The sequence below is a fragment of the Erwinia psidii genome, from assembly GCF_003846135.1.
GTDB classification, from domain to species: Bacteria; Pseudomonadota; Gammaproteobacteria; order Enterobacterales; family Enterobacteriaceae; genus Erwinia; species Erwinia psidii.
Genome location: NZ_RHHM01000007.1, coordinates 160,486 through 178,351 on the forward strand (window position 1 = coordinate 160,486; position 17,866 = coordinate 178,351).

Here is a 17,866-nt window from a genome sequence, read left to right on the forward strand (position 1 = left end):
ATCAGGTTTTTAGTTTTGGATCGAGCGCGTCACGCAGGCCATCGCCCAACAGATTAAACGCCAGCACGGTGAGGAAAATCGCCAGGCTGGGAAAAATCGCGACGTGTGGTGACATCACCATATCCGCGCGAGCTTCATTGAGCATTGCCCCCCATTCCGGCGTTGGCGGCTGCGCACCCAGCCCCAGAAACGACAGGCTGGCAGCACTGATAATTGAGGTGCCGATGCGCATGGTGAAATAGACCACAACCGAAGAGAGGGTACCCGGCAGGATATGCCGCAGAATGATGGTCAGATCGGAGGCGCCGATACTGCGTGCGGATTCAATGTAGGTCAGGTGCTTCAGCACCAGCGTATTGCCGCGGACCAGTCGGGCAAATGCCGGAATACTGAAAATCGCCACCGCGATAATGACGTTAGACATGCCTGTCCCGGTGATAGCCACCACCGCAATCGCCAGCAGGATGCCAGGAAAAGCGAACAGTACATCGCTGACGCGCATGATAATTCGGTCCCACCAGCCTTCGTAGTAACCGGCCAGCAGCCCCAGAAACGTACCGATTGCCGCCCCCAGCACCACTGAGAAGAAACCAGAAATGAGCGAAAGCCGTGTACCCACCAGCACGCGGCTGAAAATATCACGTCCCAGAGAATCAACGCCAAACCAGTGCATCGCCGATGGTCCTTCGTTCAGCCGGTCATAATCAAAATAATTTTCCGCATCAAACGTTGCCAACCAGGGGGCGAAAACCGCCAGAAAAATCAGCAGCAGTACAAATCCGGCTGACGCCAGTGCCACCGGATGACGCTTAAAGCGCCGCCAGAATTCGCGCCAGGGCGTGCGCACGCGATGCTGATTCAGGGTTGGCATCGCGGACAGCGCCGCATTACGTCGCCAGTTTTTCATCAACGATCCTTATTTGTAGCGTATCGCCGGATTAATCACGGCATACAACATATCAACCATCAAATTGATCAAAATAAACTCCAGAGAGAACAGCAGCACCAGGGCCTGCACGACCGGGTAATCACGCATTTCAACGGAGTCCACCAGCAGGCGGCCCAGTCCCGGCCAGTTAAAGACCACTTCCACCACAATCGATCCACCCAGCAGAAAACCAAATTGCAGTCCCATCATGGTGACAACCGGGATCATCGCATTACGCAATCCGTGTTTGACCACCACCAGAGACTCCCGCACACCTTTGGCACGGGCGGTACGCATATAATCCTCCTGCATCACTTCGACAAAAGAAGCACGGGTGAAACGAGCCATCACGGCGGCTACCGCCGCGCCAAGGGTGATGGAGGGCAGAATATAGTGCTGCCAGCTGTCCGCGCCCACCGTTGGCAACCAGCCCAACGATACCGAGAAAACCTGCATCAGCAGCATTCCCAACGCAAACGCGGGAAATGAGATCCCGGACACCGCCAGCGCCATTCCGAGACGATCCGGCCAGCGGTTGCGCCAGACGGCGGAGACAATCCCCAGTGCCATGCCAAACACCACCGACCACCCCATACTGCTGAGTGTCAGCCACAGGGTTGGCAAAAAGCGCTGGGCAATTTCTGAAGATACCGCTCTTCTGGATACAATCGACTGACCGAAATCACCCCCGATCGCATTGCCGATAAAATGCCAGAACTGCACCAGCAGCGGCTGATCCAATCCAAGCTGCTGGCGTAACATCGCCACTACCGTCGCATCCGCTTCGGGACCGGCGATAATCCTCGCCGGGTCGCCAGGCAGCATGTGAACAAACAGGAACACCAGCACGGCCACAATCAGCAGAGTGGGGATCAGTCCCAGCAAGCGTTTAAAAAAATAATTAAGCATAGGTTTTCCTGTGCCGGGGACAGCCACGCGATGATACCGCGTGGCTGATTTTCAGCGAGGCTTACTGCAAATCTGCATCATCAAAGTTAAATGAGGTGTCCGGCATGATATAGAAGCCCGTCAGGTTTTTCGTTTTGGCTGAAACCAGCTTTTCAACCACCAGCGGCACCCAGGGCTTGTCCTGCCAGATACGATCCTGAGCATCTTTATACAACGCCGCTTTCTGGCTGTTATCAGTGGTTTTTAGCGCATCGGCTAAATCGCTGTCGACCTTCGGATTGCTGTAAAACGCCGTATTAAAGATGGTTGGCGGCCAGGACTGGGTGGCAAACAGCGGGGTCAGCGCCCAGTTAGCTTCACCGGTAGAGGCAGACCAGCCGGTATAGAACAGCCGAACGCCGCTCTCTTTTTGTCCCTTACTTTCCACTTCTGCCGTACGCTGTCCGGCATCCATAGCGGTCACCGTGGCTTTAATGCCCACCTGCGCCAGCTGTTGCTGGGTAAACTGCAACACTTTCTGCGCCGTGCTGTGATTATGTGAGGACCACAGCGTGGTGGTGAAACCGTTCGGGTAGCCCGCTTCCTTCAGCAGCTCACGCGCCTTCGCCGGATTGTATTGCGCGACCGGATAGCGTTGTGAATAGGTAATAGCCGGAGGCACCACGCCGTTCGCTGGCGTGGCGAAACCGGCAAACGCCACCTTTGCCAGCGCCTGTCGGTTGATGGCGTAGTTAAGCGCCTCGCGGACCTTCACGTTATCAAACGGTTTCTGCGTAACGTTAATGCTGAGATAACGCTGCATAATTGACGGCGAAACAACCAGATCCAGCTTGCTGTTTTTCTCCAGCAGCCCGGCCTGCTCGTAGGGAACAGGGAAAGCCAGATTGGCTTCACCCGTTTGCAGCATCGCCGCACGAGTGTTGTTATCCACCACCGGACGCCATGTCAGCGTGTCCAGCTTCGGATAGCCTTTCTTCCAGTAACCATCAAATTTTTTCACCCGGACAAAATCGGTCTGGTTCCAGGTGTCCAGCACATACGGCCCGGTGCCTACGGGATGAAAACCGATCTCCTTACCGTATTTCTTCAGTGCAGTGGGGGAAATCATCGCCGCCGCCGGGCTGGCAAGGGTGTTAACAAAGGCGGAGAACGGCTGTTTGAGGGTGATTTTCACCGTGGACGGATCAACCACCTCAGTGGTGGCGATGGATTTGAACAGGTTGTAACGTTTGAGGTGATTATCAGGATTGCTGGCACGATCGAGATTAACCTTAACCGCCTCGGCATTGAAGTCTGTGCCATCCTGGAATTTCACACCACTTTTCAGCCTGATGGTCCAGATAAGACCATCTTTGCTGACATCATAGCTTTCTGCCAGCACATTAATCAGTTTCATATCCTTATCAAAGCCAAACAGCCCCTGATAGAAGGATTTCGCAACGGCCTGAGAAAGCGTATCGTTTGCGTCGTAAGGATCGAGCGTCGTGAAGTTAGAACCAACGGCTATCACCACATCTTTTGCTGCAAAGGCAGGTAGTGCAGCAACACTGCCCAGCAAACCAGCAGTAAACAGTGTACGTTTAGAAATTCTCATGTTGCGTTTTTCTCCTGTCGTTCCTTGTTGTTTTACAGCCAATTCAGACGCCGCCCACCGCGTGGCGTGCAACGTAATGCCCGGGACCAATCTCAACCAACGGAGCCACATCTGGCTCATCATCCAGAGCGCGAACGGGGCTGGGGATGTCGTCCGCCAGCAACGCTCTCTCACGCCGCCGATGAGCAGGATCGGCTACTGGCACGGCAGAAAGCAGTTTACGCGTGTAGGCATGTTGTGGGTGCTCAAACACGGACTGACGTGGGCCGATCTCGACAATCTGACCAAGATACATCACCGCCACACGATGACTAATCCGCTCAACCACCGCCATATCGTGTGAAATAAACAGAAAAGCAATGCCAAACTCACGCTGTAAATCCAGCATCAGATTGACGATCTGTGCCCGTACAGAGACATCCAGCGCCGAGACAGACTCATCGGCAATGACCACTTTTGGATTGAGGGCCAGCGCTCTGGCAATGCAGATACGCTGACGCTGCCCCCCTGAAAACTCATGAGGGTAACGCTGTGCATGTTCCGGCAGCAGACCGACCTTTTCCAGCAGCCAGGCGACACGGTTTTCCGCCTCCTTACCACGGGCGATGCCATGCACCAGCAGTGGCTCCATGATGGAAAAGCCTACCGTCAGTCGTGGGTCAAGGGATGCATAAGGATCCTGAAAGATAAACTGGATATCCCGCCGCAAATGAGAAAGTGCAGAATTTTTGAGTTGATCAATGCGCTGGCCGTTGAAGGTAATGCTACCCGACTGGCTTTCCACCAGACGGAGCAAGGCGCGTCCGGTGGTGGATTTACCACAGCCGGACTCACCCACCAACGCCAGCGTTTCACCCGGCCACAGGTCGAAGCTGACCTTTTCCACCGCGTGAACCCGGCGGGTGATGCGGTTAAAAATACCGCTACGCAGATCGAAACGGGCTACCAGATCGCGAACCTGTAAAACCGGGCCGCCATCGGTAACTACGGTATCCTGAGGGGATAGTGTCGGTGGGTTACGGTCAGAATGAAGCACCGGGAAATGCGCCGGTAATGACGTACCGGCCATCTCCCCCAGCCGGGGAACCGCCGCCAACAGCGCTTTGGTATATTCCTGCTGTGGGTGGTTAAAAAGGCGCTCCACCGGGCCAGTCTCCACCATATCCCCGCGATACATTACCTGCACACGATCGGCCATCTCCGCGACCACGCCCATATCGTGGGTAATAAAAATCACCCCCATCTGCATCTCTTTTTGCAATACGCGGATCAATTGCAGGATCTGAGCCTGAATGGTGACGTCAAGCGCCGTGGTGGGTTCATCAGCAATCAGCAGCGCCGGACGGCAGGAGAGCGCCATGGCGATCATCACACGTTGACGCATACCGCCTGACAGCTGGTGCGGATAACGCGTCAACACATCTTTCGCCACCGGAATACGGACCAGATCCAACATATGCAGCGCTTCATTTATCGCTTCACGGTGATTTTTACCCTGATGTAACCGAATGGATTCTGCAATCTGCTCACCGATGGTAAATACCGGATTAAGCGAGGTCATCGGTTCCTGAAAAATCATCGCCATATCGGCACCACGGATCTTACGCAACTGCGATGGTCTGCCCTGTGCCAGATCGATAACCTGGTTATTACGCTGCCGTAGCAGCATTTCACCGCTGTCGATGCAGCCACCGCCCTGCTCCACCAGTCGCATTAGCGCCAACGACGTGACCGATTTACCTGAACCGGACTCACCGACAATAGCCAGCGTCTCACCGCGATTGACCTCCAGCGACAGATTTTTCACCGCCTGCACCACCTGGTTTTGCTGGCTGAAGCTGACGCTAAGATTTTTAACGGCCAGTACCTGCCCGGCAGGCAAATCTGTCTCACGAATCGCCGTCATCCCGCCCCCTGGTTTTCGCGATAGACGCAGACATTGGGTGTCTCCCCTACATAGCCATAGCCACGGTACATACCTTCACTGTTAAAAGGCAGCGCCACATTACCATCACGATCAACCGCAATGACTCCGCCACTGCCGCTCAACGCGACAATTTTATCCATCACCACCCGTTCACTGGCCTGCTGAAGCGACAGACCAGCGTATTCCATCAGTGCGGCAATATCATAGGCGGCCAGCGTGCGCATAAAAACTTCGCCGGTGCCGGTACAGGAAACCGCCACGTTAGCATTATTGGCATAGCAACCTGCACCAATCAGCGGAGAATCGCCCACCCTGCCTACCTGTTTATTGGTCATACCGCCCGTGGAGGTGGCCGCCGCCAGATTGCCATGCAAATCCAATGCTACGGCGCCCACCGTGCCAAATTTACGATCGGCGTCGAGCGGCGCGCCGTCACCGTGGCTGGCGCCATCGTGATCCAGCATCAGACGGTTATCCGATAACGCCCGCTGTAACTGCTCACGGCGGAAAGGCGTTGAAAAAAAATCTTCTTCGACCTGCTCCAGTCCCTGCGCGAAGGCGAAAGCTTCAGCACCTTCGCCGATAAACATGACGTGCTGGCTTTTCTCCAGCACGGCGCGGGCGGCCAGCACCGGATTACGGATACGTCTGACGCCCGCCACGGCACCGGCCTGCAACGTGCGCCCATCCATGACGCTGGCATCCAGCTCATGGGTGCCATTATGGGTAAAAACCGCGCCTTTTCCGGCGTTAAATAAAGGACACTCTTCCAGCAGGCGCACCGCTTCAGTGACCGCGTCCAACGCGGTAGCGCCTGCCGACAGCATGGCCTGCCCGCTGGCAACGATAGCTGAAAGCGCCTGAATATAAAGCTGTTCCTGTTCCGCGCTCATGCTGGCGCGGGCAATCGCGCCCGCACCGCCGTGGATGGCGATGACTGCCTTGACCATAATCCGCTTACCCTGCGCAATAAATCAGCATGAAAAACACCAGGTTAGAATGAATTAGCCCGAATTGAATTGGTTTTCGACTATAGGCAGGCGGTAAAGTGATGTAAAGCAGAATGTTCATTGCCTGTTAATAACAAAATTTTCTATCTAATACGTTTACTGTCGTATGGCGAAAAATCGCGCTATCACACTGCGGCCACTCCAATAAATAACAGAGACGCTTTCTCTCTGACCAACTGCATTTGACCCGCATAACGGACAGGCAGGTTTTGATGATCCCGTGGGCAAATCGCGCCATAATAATGCCATCTGACTCTATCCCCGCCCCGCCGGAGACGTTAATGGACGCTTTTACTGCTGGACTTACCTCACTTGATGATGCGCTGTCGGCCATGTTGTCACCCATCAGGCCGGTTACTGAAACCGAAACCCTTCCGCTTACCGCCGCCGCCGGGCGTATTACCGCGCGGTCGGTCATTTCACCGATTGATGTCCCGACGTTCGATAATGCCGCGATGGACGGCTATGCCGTGCGACTCAGCGATCTACAGCACGGCCAGCCGCTGCCCGTCGCCGGTAAAGCGTTTGCCGGTGCGCCATACGTGGGCGACTGGCCTCCAGGTAGCTGTATCCGCATCATGACCGGCGCGCCCATCCCAAAAGGCACGGACGCGGTGGTGATGCAGGAGGAAACACGCCAGTACGGTGACGGGATTGAAATTAATGCCGAGGTGATCACAGGCCAGAATATCCGTCTGGTGGGGGATGATATTGTGCGGGGAGCCAGCGTACTGGCGGCCGGCATTCGTCTCGGTGCAGCCGAACTGCCACTGCTGGCTTCACTGGGCATTGCGGAGGTTGAAGTCATGCGTAAAGTACGCGTGGCGATCTTCTCCACCGGGGATGAACTGCAACCTGTGGGTACGCCGCTGGCCGCCGGTCAGATTTATGATACCAACCGTTTCGCTATACAACTGATGCTGAATAAACTGGGCTGCGAGGTTATCGATCTCGGCATTGTTGGTGATAATCATCAGGCGCTTGGCGCGGCCTTTATCCGCGCCGACAGCGAGGCCGACGTGGTCATCAGCAGCGGTGGCGTTTCAGTCGGTGAGGCGGATTACACCAAAGCCATGCTGGAAGCACTGGGCGAAATCACTTTCTGGAAACTGGCGATCAAGCCTGGCAAGCCGTTTGCCTTTGGCCGTCTGCACCACAGCTGGTTCTGTGGCCTGCCCGGTAATCCCGTTTCTGCAGTGCTGACCTTTTACCAGCTGGTGCAACCCCTGCTGGCCAAGCTGGCCGGACAACAGGCCACCGTACTGCCGCCGCGCCAGCGCGTGCGGACCGCGGATGCGCTGAAGAAAACGCCGGGGCGGCTGGATTTCCAGCGCGGTTTGCTGGTGTCGGATCCATCAGGCGAACGGCAGGTACGCAGCACAGGCCCACAGGGTTCGCATATATTCAGCTCCTTCAGCCAGGCTAACTGTTTTATTATTCTGGGGCGCGAACGTGGCGATGTGGCCGCTGGCGAGTGGGTGGATGTCGAGCCGTTTAACACCCTGCTGGCAGAATAAGATGCAGTCTGAACTCAGCCATGACGAGGCGTTACGCTATAACCGACAGATTATGCTGCGCGGCTTCGACTTTGATGGACAGGAGAAGCTGAAAGCCGCGAAAGCCCTGATTGTTGGGCTGGGTGGGTTGGGCTGTGCCGCCAGCCCATACCTGGCTTCGGCCGGTGTCGGACAACTGACGCTGCTGGATTTCGATACCGTGTCCCTCTCCAACCTGCAACGGCAGATCCTGCATCACGAAACCGCAATGGGTCAGACGAAAGTGGCTTCAGCCCGTCGGCAGTTGCAGGCGATCAACCCGCACCTTTCCGTGGTGACAGTGAATGCTCAGCTCAACGATGCGGCACTGTCCGCACTGATCGGCAAACAGGATGTGGTACTAGACTGTAGCGATAATATCGCCACCCGCGAGCAGCTGAACCGTCTGTGTTTCAGCCGCAAAATACCGCTGGTTTCCGGTGCGGCCATCCGTATGGAAGGGCAAATCATGGTGTTTCGCTGGCAGGAAACTGCCCCCTGCTATCGCTGTATCAGCCGCCTGACTGGCGAAGGTTCAACAAGCTGTGCTGAGGCGGGCGTAATGGCCCCACTGGTGGGCGTTGTCGGTGCGCTACAGGCGATGGAAGCCATCCGTCTGCTGACAGACTATGGCGAGGATGTGACAGGAAAACTGTTGATCTACGATGCGATGGTCTTGCAGTTTCGGGAGATCAAGGTGGTTAAAAACCCGGCCTGCGAAATCTGCGGGCGCTGAGGTTTATGTGGGCTTTCACAGACAGCGTTTCCACAGAAGGTAGGGTTGATTGTGCCCCACCTGCGGGAGAAAACCACCTTAAGACCTGACTGTTACGTAAGAATTAAATCCAACATAATAAGGCAAACCCTAAACTTATTCACAACCATACCGACAGGACATGATGATCAGCTTCACAGGAGACAACCTTGTTTAAGCGCTTATACGGGATGAAGTAAGCGCCAAAAAATAAGGTATTGCCTGACCTGTACTCTTTGACATCAGGACATTGCCAACACCAGCATGTGGTTTTCATTTGGAAAAAAAAGGGGATCGGACGACCCCCTGCTGTGCGCTACTGATCAGATTCAGACAATACCCTGACTACGCAGATAGTCCTCATAATTGCCGGTGAAATCATGCAGTTTTGCCGGCGTCATTTCAATCACACGGGTGGCCAGTGAGCTGACGAACTCACGGTCATGGGAAACGAAGATCAGGGTGCCTTCGTACATCTCCAGCGCCATATTCAGCGCCTCAATGGATTCCATATCCAGGTGGTTGGTCGGTTCATCCATAATTAATACGTTTGGCTTTTGCATCATTAGCTTGCCAAACAGCATCCGGCCTTTTTCCCCCCCGGACAGTACCCTGGCCGGCTTTTTGATATCATCCTGGCTGAACAGTAAGCGCCCCAGAATACTGCGTACCGCCTGCTCATCATCTCCTTCCTGCTTCCACTGACTCATCCAGTCAAAGACGGTCAAATCGTTAGCAAAATCATGGGCGTGATCCTGGGCATAGTAGCCAATGCGGGCATTTTCCGACCATTTCACCGACCCTGCGTCAGGTTGCAGATCGCCCACCAGAGTTTTCAGTAAGGTGGTTTTACCGATACCGTTTGGTCCAAGGATCGCCAGCTTTTCTCCCACTTCCAACAGCAGATTGACGTTTTTAAACAGCGGCCCGTGATCAAAGCCTTTCGTCAGCGCTTCCAGCTCCAGCGCATTACGGAACAGTTTTTTATCCTGTTCGAAGCGAATAAACGGATTCTGGCGGCTGGAGGCTTTCACCTCTTCCAGCTTGATTTTATCGATCTGTTTCGCACGTGAAGTGGCCTGACGTGACTTGGAAGCGTTGGCGCTGAAACGGCTGACAAAGGATTGCAGTTCGTTGATTTGTGCTTTTTTCTTCGCGTTATCTGCCAGCAGACGCTCACGGGCCTGGGTGGCCGCCGTCATATATTCATCGTAATTGCCCGGATAAACGCGCAGTTCGCCATAATCGAGATCGGCCATATGGGTGCATACCATATTCAGAAAGTGGCGATCGTGCGAAATAATAATCATGGTGCTGTCGCGTTCATTCAGCACCTGCTCCAGCCAGCGGATCGTGTCGATATCAAGGTTGTTGGTTGGTTCATCAAGCAGAAGCACTTCCGGGTTGGAAAACAGCGCCTGTGCCAGCAGCACACGCAGCTTCCAGCCCGGTGCCACTTCGCTCATCGGACCATAATGCTGCTCCAGCGGGATGCCCACGCCAAGCAGCAATTCACCCGCGCGGGCTTCGGCGGTGTAACCATCCATCTCACCATACTGCACTTCCAGATCGGCCACTTTATAACCGTCTTCTTCGCTCATTTCTGGCAGCGCATAAATGCGGTCACGCTCTTCCTTCACCTGCCACAGCTCCGCGTGACCCATAACCACCGTGTCCAGCACGCTGTATTGTTCAAAAGCAAACTGGTCCTGACGCAGTTTACCAATCCGCTCATTAGGATCGAGAGAGACGTTCCCGGCGCTTGGCACCAGATCGCCGCCGAGAATTTTCATAAAGGTGGATTTGCCGCTGCCGTTGGCACCGATCAGGCCATAGCGGTTACCGCCGCCAAATTTGACAGAGATGTTTTCGAACAGCGGCTTACTGCCAAACTGCATGGTGACGTTGCTGGAAACTAGCACAGGATTGCCTTTCGTTTTCGATGGGAGAATGTGAATCAGCGCGCATTATGCCAAAAAAAACAGGCGGCGAATATACCGACAAGGTAACAGTAACCAGGTCAGGAAGGCGATATCGTGCAGTCAGAAGACGCCGCCGCATAAGGGGTATACGGCGGCTCCGGGCTGTTGACATTAAAACCGTGGCCGATCTCCGGTCAGCCTGACGGCGTATCACCACTGTCCGCCGGACCAAACACGGAATACTCTGGCAGTTTGACATCCTGATAAAGCTCCCAGCCTCCGCCGAGCGCTTTATACAGCGCCACCAGATCCAGGCTGCTTTGCAGTCTGGCGGAAATCGCCTGCTGTTGCGCCTGGCTTAACTGACGCTGTGCATCCAGCGCCTCAATAAACGATGACAGCCCCTTGGCATAGCTATCGTTCGCCAGGTTAAAGGCATTCTGGAATGCCTCCACCGACTGGTCGAGTCCTGCCACCTGTTGTTGATCGGTGCGATAGCTGACCAGTGCATTTTCCACATCCTGCAACGCGGTCAGCACCGTCTGACGATAGTTCAGCGCGGCACTGGCCTGCTCTGCTCGCGCCATCTTCACGCCGGAGACCAGGCGTCCTCCCTGGAAGATGGGCAGTGAAACTGACGGGCCAAAACTGTAGAAATGGCTGCTCCAGTTATCCAGATAGCTGATATCGGTGTTGCGCATACCAAACTGGCCGGTCAGTGACAGGTCAGGAAAAAGTTGGGCCACCGAAACACCGATATTTGCCGTCGCTGCATGCAGCTTCGCCTCCGCCTGGCGCACGTCCGGGCGCCGCCTGGCCAGGGTTGAAGGTAATCCCACCGGCACGACTTTTGGTAACGCTGGCAACGGTCGAACCGCCGACAGCTCACCGTCGAGTGCCCCAGGCGGCTTGCCGGTAAGCACCGCCAGGCCATTCATCGCCTGATGGATCTGCGCCTCATACTGTGGCAGTTGTGCGTGCAGAGAACTGAGCTGGGCACGAGCCTTTTCCACATCCATCGCCGGTGCGAGGCCATATTTCTGCTGGCTGCGGGTCAGTTCCAGCGTCTGATCCGCTACGTCAATCTGGCTTTGCAAAGTCTGCGCAACCGCCTGAGCACCGCGAAGTTGCAGCCAGGTTCGTGCCACTTCGGCCTCCAGCGACACCAGCGCATCGTTGCGGCTCTCCAGTGACTCCTGTTGCTGTGCATCTGCCGCTTCCACCTGGCGACGAACCTTGCCCCACAGATCCAATTCCCAGGAGGCATCAAAGCTGCCCTGATACATCCCGACCGGTTTCGTCAGCTCATCCAGCGTGGAGCTCAGCTGCGAGTTATTCTGATCGACCTGTTGATAAACATTTTTCGACTCCAGTATTCCCTTCAACCCCTCCTGCTGACGCTGTGCAGAGAGTTTGCCATTGACCGATGGCAACCAGGCTCCGCGCGCCTGGTTCAGCTGCTGGCGGGATCCGGCAATACGCAGCACCGCCTGCTGCAGGTTCAGATTCCCTGCAATCGCACGCGCGATCAGGCTGTCCAGCTGCGGATCGTTAAACGACGTCCACCAGGCAGGGCTGGTTGCCGTCGCCTGAGGTTTTGAACCCCGATCCGACGACAGCGCATGAAAAGAGGCGGGCGTGGCGGGCTTCGGCGCATGATAATCAGGCCCAACCGAACAGGCCGACAGCGTCAGGGTGGCGACCAGCAGCGCGCTGAGTCGAGAACGCGTCAAACAGGGAAAAACGTTCATGTCAGTGTGCTCCTGCACTGCCTTCGCTTTTAATTGGCGCGAGCAGTAAACAAAAAGGAATAAGAATAAAGGCAATAACGCTGAGCCCTATAAAAACGTCGATATAAGCCAGGATACGTGCCTGAGCGATCATTTGTTTATACAGCTGACCGGTCGCCAGCGTCACCGGATCGCCCACCGCGGAGGTGAAGTCACGGATCCCCTGTGCCCACCGTTCCACCGTCAGGTTAAACGGCTCATTCAGCGGCGTCATGTTATGGATCATATGCGCACTGCGTGCCTGGGCACGTTCGGTAATCATCGCGGTGGAGAGTGATATGCCGATTGAACCAGCCACGTTACGACACATGGTGAACAGCGCCGACGCATCCGCATTCAGCCGCTGTGGAATGGTGACAAACGCGATGGTGGTCAGCGGCACAAACAGGAAGCCCAGCCCGATGGTTTGTGCACTGCGCATCAATACCAGCGTGGTAAAGTCGGCATTGGGCGTTAACGTTGCCGAATAAAGGAGAGACAAAAACAGGCAGGTAAAGCCAAAGGCGATAATCCAACGCGTCTGTACCACCGGCATCAGCTTCAGCACCAGCGGGATGGTCAGGACTATCAGTACCGCACCGGGCGAGAGCACCAGCCCCGCCCAAGTCGCGGTATAGCCAAGATCCTGTTGCGCCAGCTGCGGGATCACCACTGAGCTGCCATAAAGTATCATCGCCATGCCGGACATCAGCAAACAGGCTACCCAGAAATTACGATCCCTGAGCACGTACAAATCCACCACGGGCTTTTTGGCATACAGCAACCAGTAGACCGCCCCAACAAGGCCAATGATCGTCAGAATGGCAAAGGTAATAATGAAATGGGAGCTGAACCAGTCATCGTCCTCACCGCGATCCAGCATCACCTGCAGGCAACCCAGCCCCAGCGTAATCAGACTGATACCAATGTAATCAATCTTCAGTGTGCCTTTCGCCCATTTACGCTCCCAGGGTGGATCTTCCAGCAGCTGATAGATGGCCAGTACACTGATGATCCCGACGGGGATATTAATAAAGAAAATCCAGCGCCAGCTGTAATTATCAGTGATCCAGCCGCCCAGCGTGGGACCGAGAACCGGCGCCACAATAATCGCAATGGAAGAAAGACCAAATGCTTTGCCGCGGTCTTCAGGTTTGAAATAATCCAACAGCACCGACTGCTGCACCGGTTGCAGGCCACCACCAAAAAATCCCTGTAATACCCGGAACAAAATAATCTGCCAAAGCTCAGTGGCGATCCCGCACAGGAAAGAGCAGACGGTAAACATAACAATACAGATCAGGAAAAACTGTTTGCGACCAAACAGTCGGCTGAAGAATGCCGAAATGGGCAGCACGATCCCGTTAGCCACCAGATAAGATGTCAGCACCCAGGTAGATTCATCGTAGCTGGAAGAGAGTGAACCAGCGACATGGGGTAAGGCCACGTTAACAATGGTGGTGTCGAGAACCTCCATAAACACCGCCAACGTGACCGTCATGGCCACCAGCCACGGATTGCTGGCCGGTCGCCAGCTTTCGCTGTGGCTCATTCAACCGTCACCTCAGGCTCGACTGACAGCCCCAGCGGCAGCGGTCTGTTTGGATCCAGCCCTTCATCAATAACAATTTTCACCGGAACGCGCTGCACAATTTTCACAAAATTGCCGGTGGCGTTTTCAGCGGGAAAGGTGGAAAAGCGCGAGCCTGAACCCATTTGGATGCTGTCCACATGACCATGCAGCTTCCTGTCCGGCCAGGCATCGATGGTTATCTCAACTTTGTTACCCGGCTTCATGCGGGAAAGCTGGGATTCGTTGAAGTTCGCCGTGATCCAAATCTGTGGCGACACCAGCGAGAACAGAGAACTGCCCGCCTGTACCAGGGTGCCCACCTGCACATTACGTTTAGTAACAAACCCATCGTAAGGTGCACGTACTTCGGTATAAGAGAGATTCAGATTGGCGGTGTTCAGCTGTGCCTGCGCCTGCTGCACCTGCGACTGTCGCGCTTCCACATTGGTTTTTTGCTGACGGATTTGCAGTGCAATCTGCGAAGCGACCGCAACCTGGGCTTTTGCGCTTTCCAGCTCGGCTTTGGCACTGCGGAGCTGCGCGCTGGCGGCATCAATGTTGCGCTGCGATGTGGCACGGGGATCGACACCACGCTGACGCTTATAATCTTCCTGTGCGTTAAGCAGGTTAGCCTCCGCTTTCGCCTGCTGAGCCAGGGCCTGATCTTTCTGTGCCGGATACTGAACCTGCGACAGCGACAGCTGAGCCTCTGCCTGATGCAACTGGGCTACCGCCAGGGCCAGCTGCGCCTGCGCCTGATCGCGCTGTGCACTGGCATCACGCGGGTCAATCACCACCAGCAGGTCCCCTTTCTTCACCCGCTGATTATCGCCCACCAACAACTGGGTGACGTAACCGGATGCCTTGGGGGCGATAGTTACCGCATCTGCTTCGGTGAAAGCATCATCGGTGGATTCGATATTGCGGGTACTAAGCCAGAAGCAAAGCGCAATAATCAGGGTAATCAGCACAACGATTGCCAGGATCACCAGCGGTTTTTTACCGGGCCGCTGACGTTCAGATTGTTCAGAATTGTCCTGCTGCTGTTTATCATCAGGGTGGGAGGTTGAATGGTTGTCCATAGTTCTCATCAGTTTGCTGTGTAGGCGCGGCTGGCCCACAGATTTGCACAGCACTAACAATAAGACGTAAACTGACAAAATCCAGTATTACTTTACCAACCACCAGAATAATTCTTTTACGCCGCATTTAATGCTAAAAGCAGTCCCCATCCCACCAGCACCGCCCAGACCAGCAACGGCAGGGAAAAGAGATGGAAATGCCACCAGATCGCGCGATCCTTCGCCATCCGCAATGCAATCAGATTGGCCAGAGAACCAGGCAACAGACCAAAACCACCAATATTTACCGCCCATGCCAACAGCGTGCTGGCAGGCAGGCTGTGAAGCAACAGTATCGTCGCCGGCACATTACTGATGACCTGTGACAGACCAATCGCCACCAGATAATGTGCGCCAGTGGGTAGCTGAGTAATCTGCTGCAAAAGATGCTGAAGCGCCGGTATTTTTGTCAGCAGAAAGACATCAACAAACATAACGATAAACACCGCCAACAGGCTCCAGTCGATAGTCAGTAAAATCCGTCGCGCCATGACCAGCATGACCACGGCCACCGCCAGCAGTCCCCAGCCAGCAAACTTCAGCTCCAGGGCGACAATAAAAAGTACATACAGTAGCACGCTGGTGAACAGTAACGGGCGCCGCCAGCGCTCTGCCTGCCGATCGGATGAGAGTTCAATTTTACGACGGGGAAAGCAGATGAGGGTTAACAGCATCAGGCTCAGGATCAGTACGGCCGCCAGTGGCAACATTTGCCAGACAAACCCACCAAAGCCCACTGCACCATGCCGCCACAGAAGAATATTTTGTGGATTGCCAATCGGCGTTAACAGTGAACCGGCATTGACCGCCAGCGCTTCAAAGATAATCAATCTGGAAAGGGGCAAATCTGAATACTGACGCAATGACAGCGTAAGTGGCACCAGAATAAACAGCGCCACATCATTGGTTAAAAAGGTGGAAAGCGCCGCCGCCGCCGCGACAAAAAACAGCGCCAGCCCTCGCTGATAATGAAAATGCTGCACCAGCCGTCGCCCCAACACATCAAAGTAACCGCTGGCTTCAATCGCCTTGGTCAGCATCAGCAGCCCACAGAGTGTCATCATGGTCTGCCAGTCAACGGCTCCGGGCAGTTCAGTCAGTGAAAATGGCGCAAAACAGGCCAGCAACAGGCCAAGTAACACTAACAGATGCAGAAAACGATCGTGCAGAAAGGATCTGAGCAAGGTTGTCATTTGAACTCACAGAAATCAGACAGTGTTATTGTCGGCTTTCATAAAACTGCTGAAAAATGGCCAGGGTCTCGTCGCTGACGTGATGCTCCAGCCCTTCGGCATCACGGCGCGCCGTATCCGGGCTTATTCCTAACGCCAGCAGGAAAGTTTCCACAATATAGTGGCGCTTGCGGCTCTCTTCAGCCAGCGCTTCACCCTCAGCGGTCAGAAAGACGCCGCGATAAGGGACCTGCTCAATCAACCCTCCGCCGGCCAGCCTTTTCAGCATTTTAGCCACGGTGGGCTGAGAGACACCAAGGCGTGCCGCCATATCAACCTGGCGGGCTTCACCAAACTCACGGATCAAATCAGAAATCAGCTCAACATAATCATCAATAAGCTCCCGGCGATGCGCTTCACGCACCTGGCGGAAACCTTCGACATGCTCTTCGATATCTTTCAGTGGCGTGGATACTGCCGTTTTTGCGCGACGACTCATTCAGCTTCCTCATAATTATCACTGACGCACAGACACAGCCGCATCAACCTGGTGGTGCCATATTGTAAACGAAGCTCAAAGAAGCACAAATTTTCACGCAACAGCACTGGCTATGAAGTATAGCCTGTGCTATATGTGTGGATAAAGTGAACGGAGGGATTCACCATGAACAAGCCAATTTTGTTGCGACTGCTCTGCCGGTCACCGTTTACTTTGCGGCTTCAGCTGCTGGAAATGCTGACCGCCAGGTCAGCTGTGCCACCAGACAGCCATAAAAAAATCCGCCACTGAGAGCGGATTTTTTTCTGCCAGCCGGAGCTGGCAAAGCCGGAGCTGCTTAGAAGCTGTAACCTACGCCAGCAATCCAGGTGCCAACGTCAACGCTACGAATGCGGCTCTGCTCATAGCCAACGTCCAGTGCAACGTTTTCGATGCCTGGGTTGAACTGCATACCTGCACCATAAGAGAAGCCAACATCGCTGTTATCCGATTTGTTACGATCGATGCTGTTAGCCTGGTACTTGCCGTAACCGATACCGACCACGCCGTAGATGCTTGCCCAGTCGTTCAGACGGAACGCAGGACCACCGGTCACACCGTAGTACTGAGCTTTGTTGTATACGCCGGCATCGCTGTTGTTTTTAGCGGTGTAAGTCAAAGAACCGATCCAACCCAGTGGGTTGCTACCGTCTTCATAACGGTATTTCAGGTTGAAACCGTTAGCTTTGTTCATTACGCCCTGCATATCGCTCTGAGCGTAGCCACCGGAAACAGTGCTTTGTGCCATTGCTGAACCAGCAGTTAAGGCCAGCACACAAGCCAAAGCGGAAAGACATGCAATTTTTTTCATAACCACCTCAAATGTGAAAATATTTATTCTCCTGACAACCCTGAAAATATAACAAAAATCAGAAAGAAACTCTGCCCCGATTTTGTTGTCCAACACAAAGTTTGGTGTAACAGGACGTTAATGAAGTTTCGTATGTCATTATTTTAACTTATATTTTGAGAGTTCAATCCAGTTTGAATGAGAATGTAAAAAAATGTTCATCAGGAAAATTCCTAATTGATATTGACGCTTCTTTACTAAAAAAAGCCTGTTTCTGACTTTTTTTCAGCTGATCCGAACCGTTTGTCTGCGCTCTCCGTTACA

At 54.4% G+C, this 17,866-nt stretch carries 14 protein-coding genes; 2 read left to right on the forward strand and 12 right to left on the reverse strand.

Features of this window, described 5'->3' with window-relative positions; all coding sequences use genetic code 11:
* Nucleotide 1 precedes the first annotated feature (1 nt).
* From gsiD to EB241_RS10635, 5 genes are all read right to left on the reverse strand, one after another.
* Nucleotides 2-907 carry a glutathione ABC transporter permease GsiD gene (gsiD, locus tag EB241_RS10615; protein ID WP_124233146.1) on the reverse strand — a complete coding sequence of 302 codons (906 nt, stop codon included), beginning with the start codon at nt 905-907 and terminating at the stop codon, nt 2-4.
* 9 nt (nt 908-916) lie between these two features.
* Nucleotides 917-1,837: a glutathione ABC transporter permease GsiC gene (gene gsiC / locus EB241_RS10620; protein ID WP_124233147.1), complete on the reverse strand. Its 921-nt coding sequence runs from the start codon at nt 1,835-1,837 to the stop codon at nt 917-919.
* Between the two features lie 61 nt (nt 1,838-1,898).
* Nucleotides 1,899-3,431 carry a glutathione ABC transporter substrate-binding protein GsiB gene (gsiB, locus tag EB241_RS10625; RefSeq protein ID WP_124233148.1) on the reverse strand — a complete coding sequence of 511 codons (1,533 nt, stop codon included), beginning with the start codon at nt 3,429-3,431 and terminating at the stop codon, nt 1,899-1,901.
* A 43-nt stretch (nt 3,432-3,474) separates the two neighbouring features.
* Nucleotides 3,475-5,337: a glutathione ABC transporter ATP-binding protein GsiA gene (gene gsiA, locus EB241_RS10630; RefSeq protein WP_124233149.1), complete on the reverse strand. Its 1,863-nt coding sequence runs from the start codon at nt 5,335-5,337 to the stop codon at nt 3,475-3,477.
* The gene (locus tag EB241_RS10635) at nt 5,334-6,308 is read right to left on the reverse strand and encodes an isoaspartyl peptidase/L-asparaginase (protein WP_124233150.1); all 975 of its coding nucleotides are present in this window, start codon (nt 6,306-6,308) and stop codon (nt 5,334-5,336) included. The genes gsiA and EB241_RS10635 overlap by 4 nt, the downstream gene beginning before the upstream one ends.
* A gap of 341 nt (nt 6,309-6,649) precedes the next feature.
* Here EB241_RS10635 and moeA point away from each other — a divergent pair, with 341 nt between their 5' ends.
* On the forward strand, nt 6,650-7,885 hold the full coding sequence (gene moeA / locus EB241_RS10640; RefSeq protein ID WP_124233151.1) for a molybdopterin molybdotransferase MoeA: 1,236 nt from the start codon (nt 6,650-6,652) through the stop codon (nt 7,883-7,885).
* A 1-nt stretch (nt 7,886) separates the two neighbouring features.
* Entirely contained in the window at nt 7,887-8,639 is a 753-nt protein-coding gene (gene moeB / locus EB241_RS10645; RefSeq protein WP_124233152.1) for a molybdopterin-synthase adenylyltransferase MoeB, read from the forward strand.
* A 347-nt stretch (nt 8,640-8,986) separates the two neighbouring features.
* Here moeB and EB241_RS10650 read toward each other — a convergent pair whose 3' ends face one another.
* The 7 genes from EB241_RS10650 to ompX form a co-directional block, all read right to left on the reverse strand.
* The gene (locus EB241_RS10650) at nt 8,987-10,579 is read right to left on the reverse strand and encodes an ABC-F family ATPase (protein ID WP_124233153.1); all 1,593 of its coding nucleotides are present in this window, start codon (nt 10,577-10,579) and stop codon (nt 8,987-8,989) included.
* Between the two features lie 194 nt (nt 10,580-10,773).
* Nucleotides 10,774-12,330 carry an efflux transporter outer membrane subunit gene (locus EB241_RS10655; protein WP_124233154.1) on the reverse strand — a complete coding sequence of 519 codons (1,557 nt, stop codon included), beginning with the start codon at nt 12,328-12,330 and terminating at the stop codon, nt 10,774-10,776.
* Between the two features lies 1 nt (nt 12,331).
* Nucleotides 12,332-13,900: a DHA2 family efflux MFS transporter permease subunit gene (locus EB241_RS10660; protein ID WP_124233155.1), complete on the reverse strand. Its 1,569-nt coding sequence runs from the start codon at nt 13,898-13,900 to the stop codon at nt 12,332-12,334.
* The gene (locus EB241_RS10665) at nt 13,897-15,003 is read right to left on the reverse strand and encodes an HlyD family secretion protein (RefSeq protein WP_407644268.1); all 1,107 of its coding nucleotides are present in this window, start codon (nt 15,001-15,003) and stop codon (nt 13,897-13,899) included. Before EB241_RS10665 ends, EB241_RS10660 begins: the two co-directional genes overlap by 4 nt.
* Before the next feature lie 116 nt (nt 15,004-15,119).
* Nucleotides 15,120-16,235 (reverse strand): SLC13 family permease, encoded by a 1,116-nt coding sequence (locus tag EB241_RS10670; protein WP_124233157.1) that lies wholly within the window; start codon nt 16,233-16,235, stop codon nt 15,120-15,122.
* 25 nt (nt 16,236-16,260) lie between these two features.
* The gene (mntR, locus tag EB241_RS10675) at nt 16,261-16,713 is read right to left on the reverse strand and encodes a manganese-binding transcriptional regulator MntR (RefSeq protein ID WP_124233158.1); all 453 of its coding nucleotides are present in this window, start codon (nt 16,711-16,713) and stop codon (nt 16,261-16,263) included.
* A 337-nt stretch (nt 16,714-17,050) separates the two neighbouring features.
* The gene (gene ompX / locus EB241_RS10680; protein ID WP_124233159.1) at nt 17,051-17,563 is read right to left on the reverse strand and encodes an outer membrane protein OmpX; all 513 of its coding nucleotides are present in this window, start codon (nt 17,561-17,563) and stop codon (nt 17,051-17,053) included.
* Nucleotides 17,564-17,866: the final 303 nt, after the last annotated feature.

Coding starts and splice junctions, on each gene's coding strand:
- gsiD (WP_124233146.1), bottom strand. CDS start 907: ATGAAAAACTGGCGACGTAATGCGGCGCTGTCCGCGATGCCAACCCTG.
- gsiC (WP_124233147.1), bottom strand. CDS start 1,837: ATGCTTAATTATTTTTTTAAACGCTTGCTGGGACTGATCCCCACTCTG.
- gsiB (WP_124233148.1), bottom strand. CDS start 3,431: ATGAGAATTTCTAAACGTACACTGTTTACTGCTGGTTTGCTGGGCAGT.
- gsiA (WP_124233149.1), bottom strand. CDS start 5,337: ATGACGGCGATTCGTGAGACAGATTTGCCTGCCGGGCAGGTACTGGCC.
- EB241_RS10635 (WP_124233150.1), bottom strand. CDS start 6,308: ATGGTCAAGGCAGTCATCGCCATCCACGGCGGTGCGGGCGCGATTGCC.
- moeA (WP_124233151.1), top strand. CDS start 6,650: ATGGACGCTTTTACTGCTGGACTTACCTCACTTGATGATGCGCTGTCG.
- moeB (WP_124233152.1), top strand. CDS start 7,887: ATGCAGTCTGAACTCAGCCATGACGAGGCGTTACGCTATAACCGACAG.
- EB241_RS10655 (WP_124233154.1), bottom strand. CDS start 12,330: ATGAACGTTTTTCCCTGTTTGACGCGTTCTCGACTCAGCGCGCTGCTG.
- EB241_RS10660 (WP_124233155.1), bottom strand. CDS start 13,900: ATGAGCCACAGCGAAAGCTGGCGACCGGCCAGCAATCCGTGGCTGGTG.
- EB241_RS10665 (WP_407644268.1), bottom strand. CDS start 15,003: ATGGACAACCATTCAACCTCCCACCCTGATGATAAACAGCAGCAGGAC.
- EB241_RS10670 (WP_124233157.1), bottom strand. CDS start 16,235: ATGACAACCTTGCTCAGATCCTTTCTGCACGATCGTTTTCTGCATCTG.
- mntR (WP_124233158.1), bottom strand. CDS start 16,713: ATGAGTCGTCGCGCAAAAACGGCAGTATCCACGCCACTGAAAGATATC.
- ompX (WP_124233159.1), bottom strand. CDS start 17,563: ATGAAAAAAATTGCATGTCTTTCCGCTTTGGCTTGTGTGCTGGCCTTA.